Source organism: Lactimicrobium massiliense, assembly GCF_900343155.1.
In the GTDB taxonomy this organism is placed as follows: domain Bacteria; phylum Bacillota_I; class Bacilli_A; order Erysipelotrichales; family Erysipelotrichaceae; genus Bulleidia; species Bulleidia massiliensis.
On record NZ_OUNG01000002.1, the window covers coordinates 1 to 17,901 of the forward strand.

The 17,901-nt window shown below is 49.5% G+C and carries 12 protein-coding genes, 1 rRNA gene and 1 other annotated feature; of the genes, 2 read left to right on the top strand and 11 right to left on the bottom strand.

Annotation, left to right across the window (positions count from 1 at the left end):
- The 10 genes from DHU66_RS03425 to DHU66_RS03470 form a co-directional block, all read right to left on the bottom strand.
- Positions 1–103, bottom strand: a 16S ribosomal RNA gene (locus tag DHU66_RS03425); the annotation flags it as partial.
- Positions 104–829: 726 nt separating this feature from the next.
- Positions 830–2,671: a glutamine--fructose-6-phosphate transaminase (isomerizing) gene (glmS, locus tag DHU66_RS03430; protein ID WP_108774506.1), complete on the bottom strand. Its 1,842-nt coding sequence runs from the start codon at positions 2,669–2,671 to the stop codon at positions 830–832.
- 135 nt (positions 2,672–2,806) lie between these two features.
- The gene (rpoC, locus tag DHU66_RS03435) at positions 2,807–6,628 is read right to left on the bottom strand and encodes a DNA-directed RNA polymerase subunit beta' (RefSeq protein WP_108774507.1); all 3,822 of its coding nucleotides are present in this window, start codon (positions 6,626–6,628) and stop codon (positions 2,807–2,809) included.
- Complete coding sequence (gene rpoB / locus DHU66_RS03440; RefSeq protein WP_108774508.1) at positions 6,628–10,809, bottom strand: DNA-directed RNA polymerase subunit beta; 4,182 nt, start codon at positions 10,807–10,809, stop codon at positions 6,628–6,630. Before rpoB ends, rpoC begins: the two co-directional genes overlap by 1 nt.
- A 110-nt stretch (positions 10,810–10,919) precedes the next feature.
- The gene (locus DHU66_RS03445; protein WP_108774509.1) at positions 10,920–11,513 is read right to left on the bottom strand and encodes a class I SAM-dependent methyltransferase; all 594 of its coding nucleotides are present in this window, start codon (positions 11,511–11,513) and stop codon (positions 10,920–10,922) included.
- Positions 11,514–11,569: 56 nt separating this feature from the next.
- On the bottom strand, positions 11,570–11,944 hold the full coding sequence (gene rplL / locus DHU66_RS03450) for a 50S ribosomal protein L7/L12 (RefSeq protein WP_108774510.1): 375 nt from the start codon (positions 11,942–11,944) through the stop codon (positions 11,570–11,572).
- A gap of 21 nt (positions 11,945–11,965) precedes the next feature.
- Complete coding sequence (rplJ, locus tag DHU66_RS03455; protein WP_108774511.1) at positions 11,966–12,514, bottom strand: 50S ribosomal protein L10; 549 nt, start codon at positions 12,512–12,514, stop codon at positions 11,966–11,968.
- A 30-nt stretch (positions 12,515–12,544) separates the two neighbouring features.
- Positions 12,545–12,659: a sequence feature (ribosomal protein L10 leader region), on the bottom strand.
- Positions 12,660–12,736: 77 nt separating this feature from the next.
- Positions 12,737–13,354: a flavodoxin family protein gene (locus tag DHU66_RS03460; RefSeq protein ID WP_108774512.1), complete on the bottom strand. Its 618-nt coding sequence runs from the start codon at positions 13,352–13,354 to the stop codon at positions 12,737–12,739.
- 2 nt (positions 13,355–13,356) lie between these two features.
- The gene (locus tag DHU66_RS03465) at positions 13,357–14,235 is read right to left on the bottom strand and encodes an NAD(P)-dependent oxidoreductase (protein WP_108774513.1); all 879 of its coding nucleotides are present in this window, start codon (positions 14,233–14,235) and stop codon (positions 13,357–13,359) included.
- 21 nt (positions 14,236–14,256) lie between these two features.
- Entirely contained in the window at positions 14,257–15,090 is an 834-nt protein-coding gene (locus DHU66_RS03470; protein ID WP_108774514.1) for an aldo/keto reductase, read from the bottom strand.
- A gap of 105 nt (positions 15,091–15,195) precedes the next feature.
- Here DHU66_RS03470 and DHU66_RS03475 point away from each other — a divergent pair, with 105 nt between their 5' ends.
- Both DHU66_RS03475 and pepI read left to right on the top strand, forming a co-directional pair.
- The gene (locus DHU66_RS03475) at positions 15,196–15,867 is read left to right on the top strand and encodes a TetR/AcrR family transcriptional regulator (RefSeq protein ID WP_108774515.1); all 672 of its coding nucleotides are present in this window, start codon (positions 15,196–15,198) and stop codon (positions 15,865–15,867) included.
- Positions 15,860–16,759: a proline iminopeptidase gene (pepI, locus tag DHU66_RS03480; protein ID WP_108774516.1), complete on the top strand. Its 900-nt coding sequence runs from the start codon at positions 15,860–15,862 to the stop codon at positions 16,757–16,759. Before DHU66_RS03475 ends, pepI begins: the two co-directional genes overlap by 8 nt.
- A 43-nt stretch (positions 16,760–16,802) precedes the next feature.
- On the opposite strand, the gene DHU66_RS03485 is transcribed toward pepI, so the two are convergent.
- Complete coding sequence (locus tag DHU66_RS03485) at positions 16,803–17,879, bottom strand: M24 family metallopeptidase (RefSeq protein WP_245309369.1); 1,077 nt, start codon at positions 17,877–17,879, stop codon at positions 16,803–16,805.
- Positions 17,880–17,901: the final 22 nt, after the last annotated feature.

A 17,901-nucleotide genomic window follows, 5' to 3' on the forward strand; every position in this document is an offset into this window, starting at 1 on the left:
CGCCACTCGGTCAACCCAGCAAGCTGGGTCTTCCTCGTTCGACTTGCATGTATTAGGCACGCCGCCAGCGTTTATCCTGAGCCAGGATCAAACTCTTCATTTGACTTGTGCTCACCTGATTACTTACAATCAGGATTTCTTATAAACTCATTGACGTTGTTTGTGTTCTAATCTTTCTGTTCAGTTTTCAAAGATCTGCGCTCGCTTCCTTCTCAGAAGCAGCTTGTTAATAGTACTGCTGCACACAAGAAGTGTCAACTGTTTTTTCAGAAGTTATTGGAAACTCATGATCTTTATCAGAAGTACTTCTTTTGTGAGCATTTGTAAGATAGCACTAATTCACGCCAATGTAAAGGAAAACATAGCATTTATGCATGCTTTTTGTAAGATTCGCATCCTTTCGCCTTCCGAAATATTCAGAAACTTCTGTGTCCTGGATATATGATTTTCAAGATGGGAAAATTTTGCTGTTTCTGCATTAAGGTTTTCAGCTGATCCAGCCCATTACAATGCTGCATGTATTCTGTATTTACAGATCACATGCCCATTCAGATCCGTGAATGCGCATCGGTTTCTATCAGGCAGCCGGGCAGGTTAAACCTGCATTCATTGCCGGTGAATTTTCAACTCATGCAATTATCGACTTTTAGTGGTGTCAGGAACCCAGATATCAGCCAGAGCCCGAATTTCCATGAGGATCAGATGATTCCCATGTAGTTGTACCAGCTGGTTTTCATCATTCGTTATTAGCTGTGATCCATCTTCCACATGAAAAGGCACACAGTCCTGATGGACCATGTGCCCTTGCTGTATCTCTTGGTTTATGATCTTACTCTACGGTAACACTCTTGGCCAGGTTTCTGGGTTTATCCACATTCAGGCCCTTTGCCACACTGAGGTAGTATGCCAGCAGCTGCAGCGGCACAATGGCCAGTGATGTTGTGAAGTGCTCATCAGTTCTTGGAATATACACAGTGAAGTCGGCAGTGTCCTCAATGGCATAGTTGCCATAGGTTGTCACGCCCATCAGATAAGCGCCTCTGGACTTGACTTCTACCATGTTGGAAACTGTCTTTTCAAACAGTTTCTGCTGTGTGCAGACGCCAATGACAAGGGTGCCGTCTTCGATCAGTGAGATCGTGCCGTGCTTTAATTCACCTGCAGCATATGCCTCAGAATGAATGTAGCTGATCTCCTTGAGCTTGAGGGAGCCTTCCATACTGATCGCATAATCCAGGCCTCTGCCGATAAAGAACACATCATGGGCATTGGCATACTTGGCCGCAAACCACTGGATTCTCTCCTTATCTTCCAGAATCTTGCCAATCTTCTCCGGAAGCTGCTGCAGTTCACTGATCAGTTCTGCTTCCTGATCCTCATCAATCTTGCCATTCACCTTGGCAAGGGCGATGGCAATGACATACATTGCTACCAGCTGGGCACTGTACGCCTTGGTCGTTGCCACGGCAATCTCCGGACCAGCCAGTGTATACAGCACATGGTCTGCTTCTCTTGCAATCGAAGAGCCAACCACATTCACAATGCCAAGGGTATCTGCGCCAAGCTGCTTGGCTTCACGCAGTGCAGCCAGAGAATCTGCTGTTTCACCAGACTGGGAAACAATGATGACTAAGGTATTCGTGGGATCCAGAATCGGATTGCGGTAGCGGAACTCGGATGCCAGCTCAATCCGGACCGGAATTCTGGCAAGATCTTCAATGACATACTGGCTGGCTGCACCAACATGGTACGCAGAACCACAGGCAACGATCTCAATATGCTTGTATTTCGCCAGTGTCTTCTCATCAAGGCCCTGCTCGCTCAGGTCAATCTTACCTTCTTTGATCAAAGAATTCAGTGTATCTCTGACTGCCTTTGGCTGTTCATGGATCTCTTTGATCATGAAATGCTCAAAGCCGCCTCTTTCTGCAGCCTGGGCATCCCACTTCACTTGTGAAGGCTCCACCTGTGTTTCTTCACGGTCAATGTCATAGAAGGTAACTGTACCCTTACCAAGCTTTGCAATCTGCTGGTTGCCAATGTAATAAACGGTGCGTGTATGATTGATGATGGCAGTCACATCCGATGCCAGGAAGCTTTCATCCCCAACCGTACCAATGATCAGCGGTGCATCCTTTCTGGCACAGTAAATCTCATCCGGATAGTCATGGAACATCACAGCCAGCGCATAGGTGCCCCGGATCCGGATCATCGCCCGTGCCAGTGCATCCACAGGACCTTCGTTGTACTTCTTGATATAGTAATCAATCAGCTTGATCGCCACTTCTGTATCGGTATCCGAATAGAATCTGTAGTCATGGCGCATCAGCTTTTCCTTCAGTTCCTGATAGTTCTCAATGATGCCATTGTGCACACCAACGACATTATGGTCATCGGAACAGTGCGGATGGGCATTGAGCTCACTTGGTTCCCCATGGGTAGCCCATCTGGTATGGCCGATGCCGCAGGTGCCGATTAAGGCCTTGCCATCATTTGTTTTTTCAGCCAGAACCTTCAGTCTGCCCTTTGCTTTGACGATCTCAACATCTTTTTCATGATCTCTGACAGCCAGACCAGCTGAGTCATAGCCGCGGTATTCGAGTCTTGCCAGGCCATCCAGCAGAATAGGAGCTGCCTGCTGATTCCCAATGTATCCTACAATTCCACACATATTCACTTACCCCTTTTCCTGCCAATTATAATACAGAGTAAGTTTGAGTACAAAGTTTGTATTTTTCAACAATATCCTGCCGATAAAAAAAGGCCTCCGGATGAAATGACTTTCATCCAAAGGTCTCTTTGATGATTATTCAGCTTCAGAAGCCTTGCTATCGTCTTCTTCTGTACCTGTATTGAGGATATCATCCGGCAGCTTCTGCACATTGTTTGCAGCAACTTCGGCATTTCTTTCCTCACGGGCAGCCTTGAGCTGGGCAGCACGTGCCTTGATGCGGCGTGTTGTCTCACGGTCAAAGTCACGGCCAGTACCAGCCGGAATGAGCTTGCCAATGATGACATTCTCCTTCAGGCCCTGCAGATGGTCAACCTTACCGCGTACAGCAGCATCGGTCAGCACTCTGGTTGTCTCCTGGAACGAGCATGCGGACAGGAAGGAATCGGTTTCGACGGCAGACTTGGAAATACCAAGCAGAATCGGGCCGAACTTGGCCGGTGTCTTGCCTTCATCCAGCAGCTTTTCATTGATGGCATTCATATGTGCAAGAGACAGTGTCTGGCCTGCAGACAGACCGGAATCATTGCCTTCGAGCACAATGACCTTCTTGAGCATCTGACGGATCATGACTTCCAGATGCTTATCAGAGATATCGATGGACTGTGCAGAGTAAACCTTCTTGACTTCCTTGAGGATGTACTCCTGAACAGCTCTGACACCAGCAACTTCCAGCAGTTCCTTCGGTGCAATCTGACCTTCTGTCAGCTTTTCACCAGCCTTGACCTTGGTGCCAACCTTGATCCATGGACGAATGACCTGCGTCAGGTCGCACTTATGCTCAATGCTTTCCTTTTCACCTGTTACAGTGACGATCATACCCGTGTGGTTATCCTGTTCACGGATGTCGGAAACGACACCGTCAATCTTGGAGATCACCGCAACACCCTTCGGTGTACGTGCTTCGAACAATTCCTCGACACGCGGAAGACCCTGTGTGATATCACCATTCTGGGTCGCAACACCGCCGGTATGGAAGTTACGCATGGTCAGCTGCGTACCAGGTTCACCAATCGCCTGGGCAGCCATGATACCAACAGCTTCTCCCTCTTCGACCAGGTTGCCGGTAGCCATGTTCTTGCCATAGCACTTGCGGCAGATACCATTGGCAGCTTCGCATGTGAAGACATTACGGATGTATGCCTGCTTGACGCCCGCATCCACACACTTCTGCGCCAGTTCATCTGTGATGTACTGGTCTGCATCTACAATCACTTCACCTGTCTTAGGATCGGTGATCGGCTGCTGTGTATAACGGCCGACGATACGATCATAGAACTTTTCGATCACGGAGTTGTTCTTCTGATCGATGATATCTTCTACCAGGTATGCCTTGTCGGTACCGCAGTCGTCCTCGGAAATGATGACTTCCTGGGCAACATCGACCAGACGTCTTGTCAGATAACCAGATTCAGCGGTCTTCAAAGCGGTATCGGTAAGTCCCTTACGGACACCATGGGTGGAAATGAAGAATTCGGATACGCTCATGCCTTCACGGAAGCACGATGTAATCGGGACTTCGATGATGGAAGGCTGATATTCCTTCTTACTCTTGGACTGGGTAGGACGGGCCATCAGACCACGCATACCAGCCAGCTGGGTGAAGTGGTTCTTGTTGCCACGGGCACCAGAGACAGCCATCATGTTGATCGGGTTCATACGCGGCAGAGATGCCATCAGCGTATCACCGACTTTATCCTTGACAGCAGCCCACAGTTCCTGATAAGCACGGTCCCACTCCTGCATGGTCAGCAGGCCTCTGTCTCTTAAACGATTGAGCTCATCAGCCTTCTTACGGCCTTCTTCAACCATTTCTTCCTTGTGCGGTGCAACCTTGATGTCACTCAGGGCAACGGTCATACCGGCAACAGTAGAGTACAGATAGCCCATATCCTTCAGAGAGTCGAGGATATCGGATGTACCGTGTGTCTTATACTTGTCAAACACAGCAGCGATCAGATTGCCAAGGTCCTTCTTCTTGAACTCACCATGAATTCTTCTAGAGGCAAATTCCTTGGTAATATCAGTGCCCATCGGTACAAAGTCATCATCCGGCGTCACCTTCAGATTAGCTGCATTTGTTTCATTCAAATACGGGAAATCCGACGGGAAGACACTGTTGAAGATGATCTTGCCGACAGATGTCAGCAGATAGCATTCATTCTGATGCTCTGTGAAGCATGTCTTGCCAACAGTCTTTGCCGGCAGGGCAATACGGCTGTGCAGATGCACAACACCAGTCTGATACGCCATCAGAACTTCATTGGGATCCTTGAAGACATGGCCTTCATTGTCACCATATCTTCTCCATCTGGCAGCCTCGCTCTTTTCGCCAAGGTTCTCCAGGGCATCTGCCTTGTTATAGAACTCCTGTGCGGTTTCTTCCATGTTCAGATAGAAGTTGCCAAGCACGAGGTCCTGTCCAGGTGTAACGATCGGTTTACCATCCTTCGGGCCCAGAATGTTATTGGAACCAAGCATGAGAACTTCCGTCTCAGCTCTTGCCATCTCACCAAGCGGGAGATGGACAGCCATCTGGTCACCATCGAAGTCGGCGTTGAATGCCGGGCAGACCAGCGGATGGACACGGATTGCACGTCCTTCAACCAGGATCGGGAAGAATGCCTGAATACCAAGTCTGTGCAGTGTCGGTGCACGGTTCAGGAATACCGGGTGGTCTGCAATGACCTTTTCAACAACATCCCAGACACGCGGATCCAGTCTGGCAATGAGCTTTTCAGCAGTCTTCGGGTTGGAGGCAATGTTCTGGTTAACCAGTTCGTTGATCACGAACGGCTTGTACAGGTTGATTGCCATTTCCTTCGGCAGACCGCACTGCCACATCTTCAGGTACGGGCCGATGGCGATAACGGAACGGCCGGAGAAGTCAACACGCTTGCCGAGCAGGTTCTGACGGAAACGTCCCTGCTTACCCTTGAGGGCATGGGACAAAGACTTCAGAGCACGGCCGCCGGCACCAGTGACCGGCTTGGAACGTCTGCCGTTATCGATCAAAGCATCGACCGACTCCTGCAGCATTCTCTTTTCGTTCTGGACAATGATGGCAGGTGTGCCAAGTTCCAGCAGCTTCTTCAGACGGTTGTTACGGGTGATGACACGGCGGTAGAGATCGTTCAGATCACTTGTTGCAAAACGGCCGCCATCCAGCTGCAGCATCGGTCTTAAATCCGGCGGAATAACCGGCAGAACAGTCAGCACCATCCACTCCGGCTTATTGCCAGAGGTCATGAATGCTTCCACTGTTTCCAGACGCTTGATCAGCTTCTTGCGCTTGTCACCTTTGGCACCATCCAGTTCCTTCATGATGCCATCATACTCAGCCTGCAGATCTACCTGTTCCAGCAGCGTCTTGACAGCCTCAGCACCGGTAGCAGCAGTGAAGCTGCCCGGTCCATAAATGGCTGTATTCTCACGGAATTCCTTCTCAGAAAGAATCTGCTTGTAAGCCAGGCCTGTATCACCCGGATCAGTTACGATCCAGGACACAAAGTAAACAACTTCTTCCAGCTGCTTCGGCGGTACGTTCAGCAGCAGGGACATGCGGCTCGGAATGCCGCGCAGATACCAGATGTGGGCAACCGGGGCAGCCAGTTCAATGTGACCCATACGTTCACGGCGCACACTGGACTTGGTAACTTCAACACCACAGCGGTCGCAGACCACACCCTGATAGCGGATCTTCTTGTACTTGCCGCAGGCACATTCCCAGTCCTTGGTCGGACCAAAGATACGCTCACAGAACAAGCCGTCACGCTCCGGCTTCTGGGAACGGTAGTTGATTGTCTCAGGCTTCTTGACTTCGCCATAAGACCATTCACGAATCTTCTCAGGTGATGCGAGTCCTACTTTAAAGGCTGTGAAATTGTTGATATTCATTACTCGCCCTCCTTATCGTCTCCGCTTTCATCGTCATCATCGCCAAAGCCGACAATGGCAGCTTCCGGAGCGTCCTCTTCATCAATGTGGTCACGGATGGTCAGATCGCCATTCTCCGCCGCATCGTTGACGATGTTCTGGCGGCTCATGTCGAGTGTTGTCTCTTCACGCAGCTCTTCCTGCTCCATCTGCTTCAGATCCATCTCATTGCCATCGTCATCCAGCATTCTGACATCCAGAGCCAGAGCCTGCAGTTCATGAACCATGACACGGAAGGATTCCGGAATGCCCGGCTCAGGCAGATCCTGTCCCTTGACAATTGCTTCATAGGTCTTTGTACGGCCCATGATATCATCAGACTTCACGGTCAGGATTTCCTGCAGAACATGGGCAGCACCATATGCTTCCAGAGCCCAGACTTCCATTTCACCAAATCTCTGGCCGCCGTTCTGGGCCTTGCCGCCCAACGGCTGCTGTGTTACCAGAGAGTAAGGTCCGGTTGCACGGGCATGGAGCTTATCATCGACCATGTGAGCCAGCTTGATCATGTACATCACGCCGACTGCAATTCTTTCATCAAATGCCTCACCTGTCTGGCCATCATACAGAACGTACTTGCCATCCGGGGAAACATTGGCTTCTTTCATAATGTCACGGAGATCCTCGTTGGAAACACCATCGAAGACCGGTGTTGCAAACTTGACATTCAGCTTTCTGGCTGCCATGCCAAGATGCAGCTCAAGCACCTGTCCGATATTCATACGGGAAGGCACGCCGAACGGGTTCAGCATGATATCGATCGGGGTACCATCCTCCATGTACGGCATATCCTCAACCGGATTGATGCGGGAAATGACACCCTTGTTGCCATGACGGCCAGCCATCTTATCACCTTCAGAAATCTTACGTTTCTGCACGATGTAGACCTTGACGACCTCATTGACTCCCGGCGGCAGTTCATGGTTATCCTTGCGCTTGAATACTCTCACGCTGTGGACAGTACCAGCCCCGCCATGCGGCACCTTCAGGGAATTGTCACGCACTTCACGGGACTTCTCACCAAAGATGGCCAGCAGCAGCTTCTCTTCCGGAGATACTTCAGACTGTCCCTTCGGCGTCACCTTGCCAACCAGGATGTCGCCTTCCTTGACGTCGGCGCCAACCATGACAATGCCTCTGCCATCCAGATTGCGGCAGGCAGCTTCGGCAACGTTCGGGATATCACGGGTAATCTCTTCCGGACCAAGCTTGGTCTCACGGCATTCGATATCGTATTCCTCGATATGAACAGATGTGTAGACATCATCGTACTGCATTCTCTCTGACATGATGATGGCATCCTCATAGTTGTAGCCATGCCATGTCATGAAGGCAACCAGCACGTTCTGACCAAGAGCCAGCTCGCCATTGTACATAGACGGACCATCGGCCAGGATATCACCCTTGTCTACCTTCTCACCATCCCAGACAATCGGCTTCTGGTTCAGGCAGGTAGAAGAGTTGGAGCGCTGGTACTTGACCAGCTCATACGTATGTTCATGTCCGTCTTCCTCAGTGACAACAACCTTGGTGGCATCCACGAAGGAAACAACACCAGGGGCAGTTGCGACACAGGCAGCACCGGAGTCATGGGCAATGGCATATTCCATGCCAGTACCGACATAGGCGCTGTGCGGATTGAGCAGCGGAACAGCCTGACGCTGCATGTTGGCACCCATCAGGGCACGTGTGCAGTCATCGTTTTCCAGGAAAGGCACGCAGGCCGTCGCAACAGATACAATCTGGCGCGGCGAAACGTCGGCATAGTCAACTGTAGAGGCATCCACCATCACAGTTTCACCCTTGATTCTGGCAACAACCTTGTCACCAGCCAGGTGGCCGTCCTTGATCTCGTTGGCCTGAGCAATGATGTGATCATACTCCTCGTCCACAGCCATGTACTTGATATCATCGGTAACCTTGCCATCAATGACCTTGCGGTAAGGTGTCTCGATAAAGCCGTACTCATTCACCTTGGCATAGGATGTCAGGTAGGAAATCAGACCAATGTTCGGTCCTTCAGGTGTCTCAATCGGGCAGATACGGCCATAATGAGAGTTGTGAATATCACGGACTTCGAAGCCTGCTCTTTCACGGGTCAGACCGCCCGGACCAAGAGCGGAAATACGGCGCTTGTTGGAAAGCATAGCCAGCGGGTTTTCCTGATCCATGAACTGAGACAGCTGGGAAGAAGAGAAGAACTCCTTGATCGCTGCTGTCAGCGGACGGATATTGGTCAGCTGCTTCGGGGTCAGGCTGCCAGCCTCGGCAATGGACATTCTTTCCTTGACGACTCTCTCCATACGGGAAAGACCGATACGGAACTGGTTCTGGATCAGCTCTCCGACTGTACGGATACGACGGTTGGACAGCATATCGATATCATCCTGTGTACCGATACCATCCAGCATTGTCAGCTCATAGTTGTACAGTGCATACATATCACTCATCGTAATTGTGTGCTTCTGGTTGAGCGGATCAATACCGATCAGCTTCACAGCATGACCATCTTCAGCCTTGACCTCAACTTCCTGTACGCAGGCGCCAACCAGCCATACAGAAATCTCTTCACCAGCCATGACCTTCTTCTGGATGTAATCCTTCTGGGCTGTTGTCAGCTTCAGCGGTGCTTCATCCGGAATGTAGCGGTCAGCGACCAGTTCGCCATCCTTATCCAGGACATCTGTGCCATTTTCAGTCAGACGGCCAATGACATACATGCGGGAACCAAGATCCAGCACGGCATTGACATTGGCATTGGTCAGCTTCGCAGCCTGACCATAGACGCCTGTCCAGACAGTGACTTCCTTGAACTCTTTGGCAAGATCTGCCACGTTCTTCTCACTCAGAACAGTACCGGCATCCAGCTGTGTTTCCTCGCTGCTGCCATCCAGGTCAACGGCCAGGATTCTGCCTACCAGTGCGTTCTTCCATTCTGTGCTCATCACAGCAGTCACCGGATGAGAGAATCTATGGGTGAACGGCAGAGCACGGCAGTTGATGCCCTTGTTGATCTCATCACGCAGCTGATTGCGTGCTTCCTTGTCAATCAGCTTGTCCTTCGGCCACAGCAGTGTACCATCGGCACCGATCAGATCTTCAACAAGCTCATGACCTTCCATACGGTCCAGAATGTTCAGCTTCTTTCTGACCTTGTAGCGTCCTGCCTTGGTCAGATCATAGCGGCGGTAATCAAAGAACTTGGCATCCATCAGGTTCAATGAACCATCGATAGTCGCAATTTCATCAGCACGCTGATTTTCATAAACCGAAAGCAGAGCTTCGTTTTTGGTATTGGTCTTATCCGCAGCCAGTGTATTCTTCACTTCTTCATAGTCACCGAAGACGGAAGTATACAGCAGCATATAGTCGTTCTGCAGATCACGCGGTTCTTCCGGTACAACAACGTCCTTATGAACCTCGAAGTTCATGGCCTGCAGGAACTTCTCCATGGCAGTTGTATCATGGGTATCCTCACCCTTCTCCGGATCCAGGGCCATGCCGATCGCCTTGAACAGGATGGTGCTGAGAATCTTACGGCGGCGGTCAATGGACACATTCATGATTCTGCCCAGGGCTGCCTTCTTGTCATCAGACATGAATTCCAGCCAGGTGCCGCGGCTCGGAATCAGCTCGCATGTATACGTATCACGGCCGGTTCTCTCCTCTGAAACAATATCAAAGTAAGCACCCGGGGAACGGACAATCTGCGAAACGATAACACGTTCTGCGCCGTTGATGATAAAAGTGCCGGTCGGAGTCATCATCGGGAAATCACCGAGGAAGACTTCCTCCCACTTGGTCATGACTTCACCGGTCTCATTGTCCATGATCTCCAGTTCCATCTTGGCCTTCAGCTGAGCACTGTAGTTCACCTCACGGTATTTGCACTCGCTGATCGAATATTTCGGTTCACCGAACTCATAGTCCAGGAACTTCAGACGGATGTTGCCGGCATAGTTGCTGATGGGGTAGATATCGTCAAATACCTCCCTGATGCCTTCCTTCAGAAACCAGTCAAAAGACTTTGTCTGAATTTCCGTTAAATCCGGAAGATCCAGACCGCTGCTTACTTTTGAATAATCCCTGCGGGATGCTTTCTTGCCGTACTGCACAACGTGGTATGTTTGCTTATTCTCCATGTACGCCATCCTTTCACACGCATCTCGTAACGCCAAAAAGGGTAGTTTTACCCCTTACCCAATTTGGATTCTTTTGCAGTTTACTATATTAACATTACACATTCAACTTGTCAATTTTTCATACACTTCAACACCCAGTAGCCCCGGTCACGGCTGATGATCTCACAATTGCCGAACACAGAGAGAAGCTTTTTCTGGGCACTTTCTGCACCCTGCGCCCGCCGTATGACAGCCAGAAAGATCCCGCCTGCATACAGATGTGCAAAGGCATCTTCAAACATGGGATAAATCACTTTCTTGCCCGCCCGGATCGGGGGATTTGTCACGATGGCATCGAAAGAGCCTTCTACGGCCGCATAGCCATCGGAAACAAGTACTGATACCGGCAGTTCATTTTTTTCTGCGTTGAGCACGGTCAGCTCGCATGCCCGTGGATTGACATCGGCACAGGTGACATGCGCAGAAGGAAACTGTCCCTTCAGGACAATTCCAATTGCGCCGTACCCGCATCCCATATCAAGGATCTCACCATGAAGATCTTCATGTTCACAGCTTTCAAGCAGGACGAGTGTGCCATAGTCAACGCCGGTTTTGGAAAAGACGCCGTTGTCAGTGACAAATGTGTATAAATGGCCCGAAAACCGGAAAGAGTGCTCCTTCCGGTTTTCTTTGAGATTTCGGTTGTCAGTGAAATAGTGTGTCACTTATATCGATACTCCTGGGCCGAAAAGCGTAAAGCTTTTCAGAAATTGTGGTGCTCTTACTTCAGTTCGACAGTTGCGCCTGCATCTGTCAGAGTAGCCTTGATCTTCTCAGCTTCGTCAGCCGGAACATCCTTCTTCAGCTCAGACGGTACAGCATCAACCAGCTTCTTGGCATCAACCAGACCCAGACCTGTGATCTCACGGACTGCCTTGATAACAGCAACCTTCTTGTCGCCGAAGCTTGTCAGAACAACAGTAACGTTCTTCGGAGCAGCATCAGCAGCGTCCTCAGCCGGAGCAGCAGCTGCAGCAACAGGAGCAGCAGCAGTTACGCCATACTTGTCTTCGATTGCCTTAACCAGATCATTGAGCTCGAGAATAGTAGCTTCATCAAGATATGCAAGAATATCTTCCTGTGTTAACTTTGCCATGGATTATTTTCCTCCTCTTCCTTAGGCAGCTGCCTCTTCAGCAGCCTTTTCATTAGATCCTGCTTCTTCTGCAGGCGCACCTTCATTCTTCTGATCCGCAACAGCCTTAACGACACGAGCGAATGAAGAAACCGGCGCATTCAGTACGGAAAGCAGCATAGACAGCATGCCTTCGCGGTTCGGCAGTGCAGACAGCGCAGCAACAGTCTTATCATCAACGACCTTGCCCTCTACAACGCCTCCTTTGAGAACCAGAGCCTTGTGTTTCTTGGCAAACTTTGCCATGACACGCGCAGCAGCAGTCTCATCAGAACCAAATGCCAGCGCATTCGGACCAGTCAGAGAATCCTTGAGATCTCCATAACCGACGTTTTCAGCAGCCTTGGCAGCCAGAGTGTTCTTATAGACTTTCATCTCAACACCCTCAGCACGCAGGGCTCTGCGCAGTTCGGTAACCTCAGCAACACTGAGTCCGCGATACTCCGCAACGACGGCAGAAGAGGAATTCTTGAACTTGTCTTCGATTTCGCTGACAACGCTCTGCTTGGACTTCAATACATCCTGATTCATCTCTTCACCTCCATATTTCCGTGTTATCGCCTACTCATAAATAAAGCCCACGCGAAAGCGAGGGCCAAAAAGTACATATCCTTTTTACCTCGGTAACAAATTAAGCTTCCGCAGTTACTGTCTATGGTATTTGATAACGCCTGTAAATATTACTTTGTCCTGGAGAACCTGTCAATGCGAAAACATAAAAAATGCATGTCAGGACATGCATTTCCACTAGATTTAATCGATGAAATTCGTAAAAATGTGCTTTTCCACCGCCGGCAGGCCATACTTCTGCTTCGCATCCGCAATTGCCTTGACCATGAATGCCATATTATGCCCCAGCACACGCATTACCTGCAGGCCCTCCAGATCCTTTTCGACATCCTCTGCCGTAAAGCCATGAACCATGTTCCAATAGCTGGAGGACACAACCGGCATCTCAGCAATCGTGAAGTACTTGTTCATCTGGTCAAAGGTGGCTGTGGTACCTGCCCGCCGGGCAGAGACAACCGACGCGCCAACCTTGAAGCGCTTGTCAAAAGGGGTACTGTAGAACAGTCTGTCCATGAAGGATACTGCGGTGCCATTGGCCGAAGCATAGTACACCGGTGTGCCGATGATCAACCCATCCGCAGCTTCAAACTTCTTTGCAGCCTCATTTACTGCATCATCAAAGACACAGTGTCCAAGTCTTTGACACTGATTGCAGGCAATACAGCCGCGAATATCCTTGTTTCCAATCCAGAAAATCTCACTGTCAACACCATCCTGCTTCAATGCCATGCCAACTTCCTGCAGAGCTCTGTCCACACAGCCATGCTGGTGGGGGGAACCATTGATCATCAATACCTTCATCCTCAGTTTTCCTTCTTTCTCAGCTGCCGGATCATGCCAATCACCGCAGAAGAATCATCGCTTCCATAGCCCTTTGCCTGGCCAAGCCTGTACATCTGCAATGCATTGTTTAACATGATGGCAGGTACCTTTGCATCATGGCACAAATCATCCGCAAGTTCCAGATCTTTCACGACAAGATCCGTCGCAAAGCCCGGCTTTCTGTCCCCTGAAAGTACCTTGTTCATCTTTGCTTTCAGAATCATATTATTGCCAGAAGAAGCCGTCGTCACGGCATAGAAATCCTCTGGAGAAATACCGAGGGCATCTGCCATGGTAAGGCCTTCTCCATTGATCACCTGTGCAGAGAATGCCATGAAATTATTAATCAGTTTGATAGCACTTCCCATGCCAGGCTTCTTCATGAAGAAGTAAGTCTTTGCAAAGGCATCGGTCACCTCTTTCCAGCCATGACTGACAAATGGTTCTTCTTCACAGCCGATCATGATCGACAGTGTTCCTCTGGCAGTACCAGCAGGTCCGCCGGATACCGGACAGTCGATATAGTGCATGTTTTTCTCATCTGCAGCAGCTGCCATTTCCCGGGAAAGTTCCGGAGAAATCGTCGATGTATCGAGCACACACAAGCCTTCATGTCCATCAGAAAGCACCTCTTTCATCACTGCCGAAACAGCCGCCGGACCAGCCAGAGACATCACAACCACATCACACCTGGCAGCCAGATCGCCGGCACTTTTCACCTGCACAGCACCCTTTTTACACAGCGGTGCACATTTGGAAGCAGTGCGGTTATACACCATCAGATCACCAAATTTGTCCAGCAGTCTTTCTGCCATAGGCATTCCCATATTGCCTAAACCAATCATGCCAACTTTCATCATCACGTCCTCCTTTTTACTTTCTTAATCCAGATGAATATTCAGAAACTTCTCTTCCTGCTGGGCAAGTGTCATATGCCAGTATCTCCTGCCGCAGTCAAGAGCCTCGATTTGCTTTATTTCCCCGTCCGTCAGCGTAAAGTCAAACAGATCAATGTTTTCTTTCTGATGCACCGGATTGGTTGATTTTGGCAGCGGAATACGTCCTTCCATCACATGCCATTTCAGAATGATCTGGGCAGTGCTCTTGTGATACTTCTCTGCAATAGAAACAAGGACAGGTTCATTGAGCAGCCCGGCATCACCATGTCCCAGCGGATACCAGCATTCCATTTTCATGCCATACGGGTCAATCCTCTTCTGCAGATCCCACTGCTGAAAGTAAGGATGGCATTCCACCTGCAGAATCTGCGGTTTTACCTCGGCATGAGAAAGCACATCCTCAAGCCGCTCACTTTCAAAGTTGGAGAGGCCGATGGCTCTGATCTTACCAGCTTCATACGCCTTCTCCAGATTGTGATACCCAGCCAGATAATTGCCAACCTGCTGATGCAGAATCACAAGATCCAGATAATCCAGGCCAAAACGATCCAGCATGCGGTCAACTGCTGTTTCATCTTCATATTCATTCGGCCAGATCTTGCTTGTCACCCAGATCTCACTGCGGGCTGCGCTGCTTTCCCGTACTGCTTTGCCAACCGCCGCTTCATTGAAATAATGATGCGCACTGTCAATGTGCCGATAGCCCAGGGCAAGTGCATTGGAAACGGCTTTCTCACAAGTGTTGCCGTCTACCTGAAACACGCCCAATCCTATGCGCGGCATTTCCATACCATTGTTCAGCCTGACTTTTTTCATGGTTTTACCTCACAGCATCAATATAAGTGACATGTTGTCATTTGTCAATAAGCGACAACATGTTATTTACGCAAAACATATGTTACAATATCACCGGAGAAAACCATGTCAGAAGAATTCATCAGAGCGCGTACAAAAGAGCAGAAGGAAATCCGTATGAGTGCGGTCATGGAAGTTGCCGACGCACAGTTTCACAAGATGCCGTATCAATCGATCACACTGTCCACCATTGCCAGGGATCTTGGATCTTCCCGGGCCAACCTGTACCGCTATGTCAAAACAAAAGAAGAGATCTTTCTGCAGCTGTACCTGCAAAAAGAAAAAGACTGTATCCAGGAAATGCAGAGCCTGGAGGGCATCGTGCCGTGCGATCCCGCCCTTTTCGGTGCAAAGATGGCAGAGATCTTCTTCCATCATCTGGACTTTATACACTATCAAAGCATCCTTGCCCAGATCATTGAGCAGAATGTTTCTCTGGAAGCACTGACTGCCTTTAAAAAGCAGGTCAGAGAAGACCGTGCCCCCGTCTATGCACTGTTGAAAAAGCAGTGTCCTTCTTTAAGCCAGAAACAGATCCAGCAGATGTTTCTGACCTTCTTATATGAAAGCAGCGGCCTGTATGCCCATACCCAGGCATCACCATTAACCATCAAAGCAATGGAGCTTGCCGGATTTACGAATCAGAATGATTCATTCACCGACATGCTGGCAGAGTTCATCACCATGTGCATGCAGCACTACAAACCATTCCAACATAAGGAGAACAGCCATGATTGAGGAAAAATACATCCCGTTCCGTGAATATCAGACCTATGTGCGCATTATAAAAGAAGATGATCAGGACAGTGTGCCGATCCTTTTATTACATGGCGGCCCTGGCAGCACCCACAATTATTTCGAAGTACTTGATCCCCTGTCTGCACAACGTCCTGTGATCAGCTATGACCAGCTGGGATGCGGAAACAGCTATGTGGATCATCATCCAGAGCTCTGGACGTTATCCACATGGATGGAAGAGCTGGACAATGTGATCAAATCACTGCATCTGACCAGATTTCATCTGCTTGGCCAGTCCTGGGGCGGTATGCTTGCATTAGCGTATGCGCTGCAGCAGCCGCAGGGCCTGCAGTCACTGATTCTTTCTTCCACGCTTTCCAGTTCACAGCTTTGGGGCAGAGAACAGCGCCACATGCTGAAATATATGACAAAAGAAGAGCAGGATGCCATCACGAAAGCCGAAGAAACCGGAAACTGGCAGGACGAAATGGCACAGAAAGCCATCGCCCGCTATATGAAGCTGCACTGTGCAGATATCAAAGACAATGATCCGGAATGCCTGCGGAGAAAGAAGAGAAGCGGCACAGAATCCTATATGACTGCCTGGGGAACTAATGAGCTCACACCGCAGGGCACCCTGAAGAATTTTGATGTGACCGACAAACTGTGTGAAATCAAAGTACCCTGTCTGATCATCAGTGGAACAGATGATCTGTGTACGCCATTGATTGCAAAAACCATGTATGATCATCTGCCCTATGCCAGATGGGAATTGTTTGCCAATACAAGGCATATGGTCTTTGCGGAGTATACAGAAAAATACCTGCAGCTGTTAGCTGACTGGTGTCAGGAGACAGATACAGGTATGATCAGAAACGAATCAGTACAGTAATCCACCTAAAAAGCTCCGTTTTCGGAGCTTTTGTTGTCTGATATCATCCAATCACTTCAATATCATGCGGATAGTGATTCAATACCTCATGGCCATCTTCTGTAATCAAAACAAGGTCTTCAATTCTGACACCGGCAATGCCAGGATGATAGATACCCGGCTCAATAGAATGAATCATGCCAGCCTCTTCCAGATTGTGGTTCGTGCTGGAAACATCACCGTACTCATGGTCCTGCAGGCCGATGAAGTGGCCCAGTCTGTGGGTAAAGTCTTCACCATAGCCGCCATTGGTGATGATATCGCGTGCCTTCTTGTCAACCGAAGCAATCTCCACGCCTGGTTTCAGCATCTCTTCACTTTGTTCATTGGCTTCTCTGACAAGGTTGTAGACCTTCTCCGCTTCCTTGTCCGGATACTGTTTATAGAAGAATGTTCTTGTCATATCAGAGCAATATCCGTTGACCACGCAGCCAACATCAAACAGGACGATGTCGCCCTCTTCCAGCACAGTGTCATCCGGCATATGATGTGGATCTGCTGCATTATCGCCAAAGGCCACAATCGGATCAAAGGAATAGCCGGAAGCACCAAGCTTCTTGTAGATGGCAAGCATCTGATCAGCAACTTCCACTTCTGTTACGCCTTCGTGAATCAGCTTCTTGAACTGTTCCATAGCAAGATCATTCACATGGGAAGATGCCCGCATCAGCTCAATCTCACGTCTGTCTTTGACCGCACGGGTCTGATCTACAGCCAATGATCCCAATGCAAAGCTTGACGCTGCTTTCTGCTCCATCAATGGCAGCAGGAATCTGGCCGGCATGATCTTATCCACACCAAGACTCTGGTTAGGATCCAGATCCTTTCTCAGCATCGCAGTGACATCATCGGTATCATCATAATAGACTTTGCGTAAGCCCAGATCATCATCAAAGCGGAACAGGGCATTGACATAGAGCACCGGCTCTTTATCTTTGCGCAACAGCAGGCCAAGGAATCTTTCACCCGGCTCAAAATGTTTTCCACACAGATAATCGATGGCATAAGGATCCATCACCAGCAGGGCATCCTGCTGCAGCTTATTCAAAACACGATTGACTCTATCCGTATTCAGCATCATTTTCACCTCTGCTTCTATTATA

Bases quoted from the DNA above. Each gene is read 5' to 3' on its own strand.
- DHU66_RS03460 (WP_108774512.1), bottom strand. From the start codon at position 13,354: ATGAAGGTATTGATGATCAATGGTTCCCCCCACCAGCATGGCTGTGTG.
- pepI (WP_108774516.1), top strand. From the start codon at position 15,860: ATGATTGAGGAAAAATACATCCCGTTCCGTGAATATCAGACCTATGTG.
- rplL (WP_108774510.1), bottom strand. From the start codon at position 11,944: ATGGCAAAGTTAACACAGGAAGATATTCTTGCATATCTTGATGAAGCT.
- DHU66_RS03465 (WP_108774513.1), bottom strand. From the start codon at position 14,235: ATGATGAAAGTTGGCATGATTGGTTTAGGCAATATGGGAATGCCTATG.
- DHU66_RS03470 (WP_108774514.1), bottom strand. From the start codon at position 15,090: ATGAAAAAAGTCAGGCTGAACAATGGTATGGAAATGCCGCGCATAGGA.
- rplJ (WP_108774511.1), bottom strand. From the start codon at position 12,514: ATGAATCAGGATGTATTGAAGTCCAAGCAGAGCGTTGTCAGCGAAATC.
- DHU66_RS03475 (WP_108774515.1), top strand. From the start codon at position 15,196: ATGTCAGAAGAATTCATCAGAGCGCGTACAAAAGAGCAGAAGGAAATC.
- glmS (WP_108774506.1), bottom strand. From the start codon at position 2,671: ATGTGTGGAATTGTAGGATACATTGGGAATCAGCAGGCAGCTCCTATT.
- rpoC (WP_108774507.1), bottom strand. From the start codon at position 6,628: ATGAATATCAACAATTTCACAGCCTTTAAAGTAGGACTCGCATCACCT.
- DHU66_RS03485 (WP_245309369.1), bottom strand. From the start codon at position 17,879: ATGATGCTGAATACGGATAGAGTCAATCGTGTTTTGAATAAGCTGCAG.
- rpoB (WP_108774508.1), bottom strand. From the start codon at position 10,809: ATGGAGAATAAGCAAACATACCACGTTGTGCAGTACGGCAAGAAAGCA.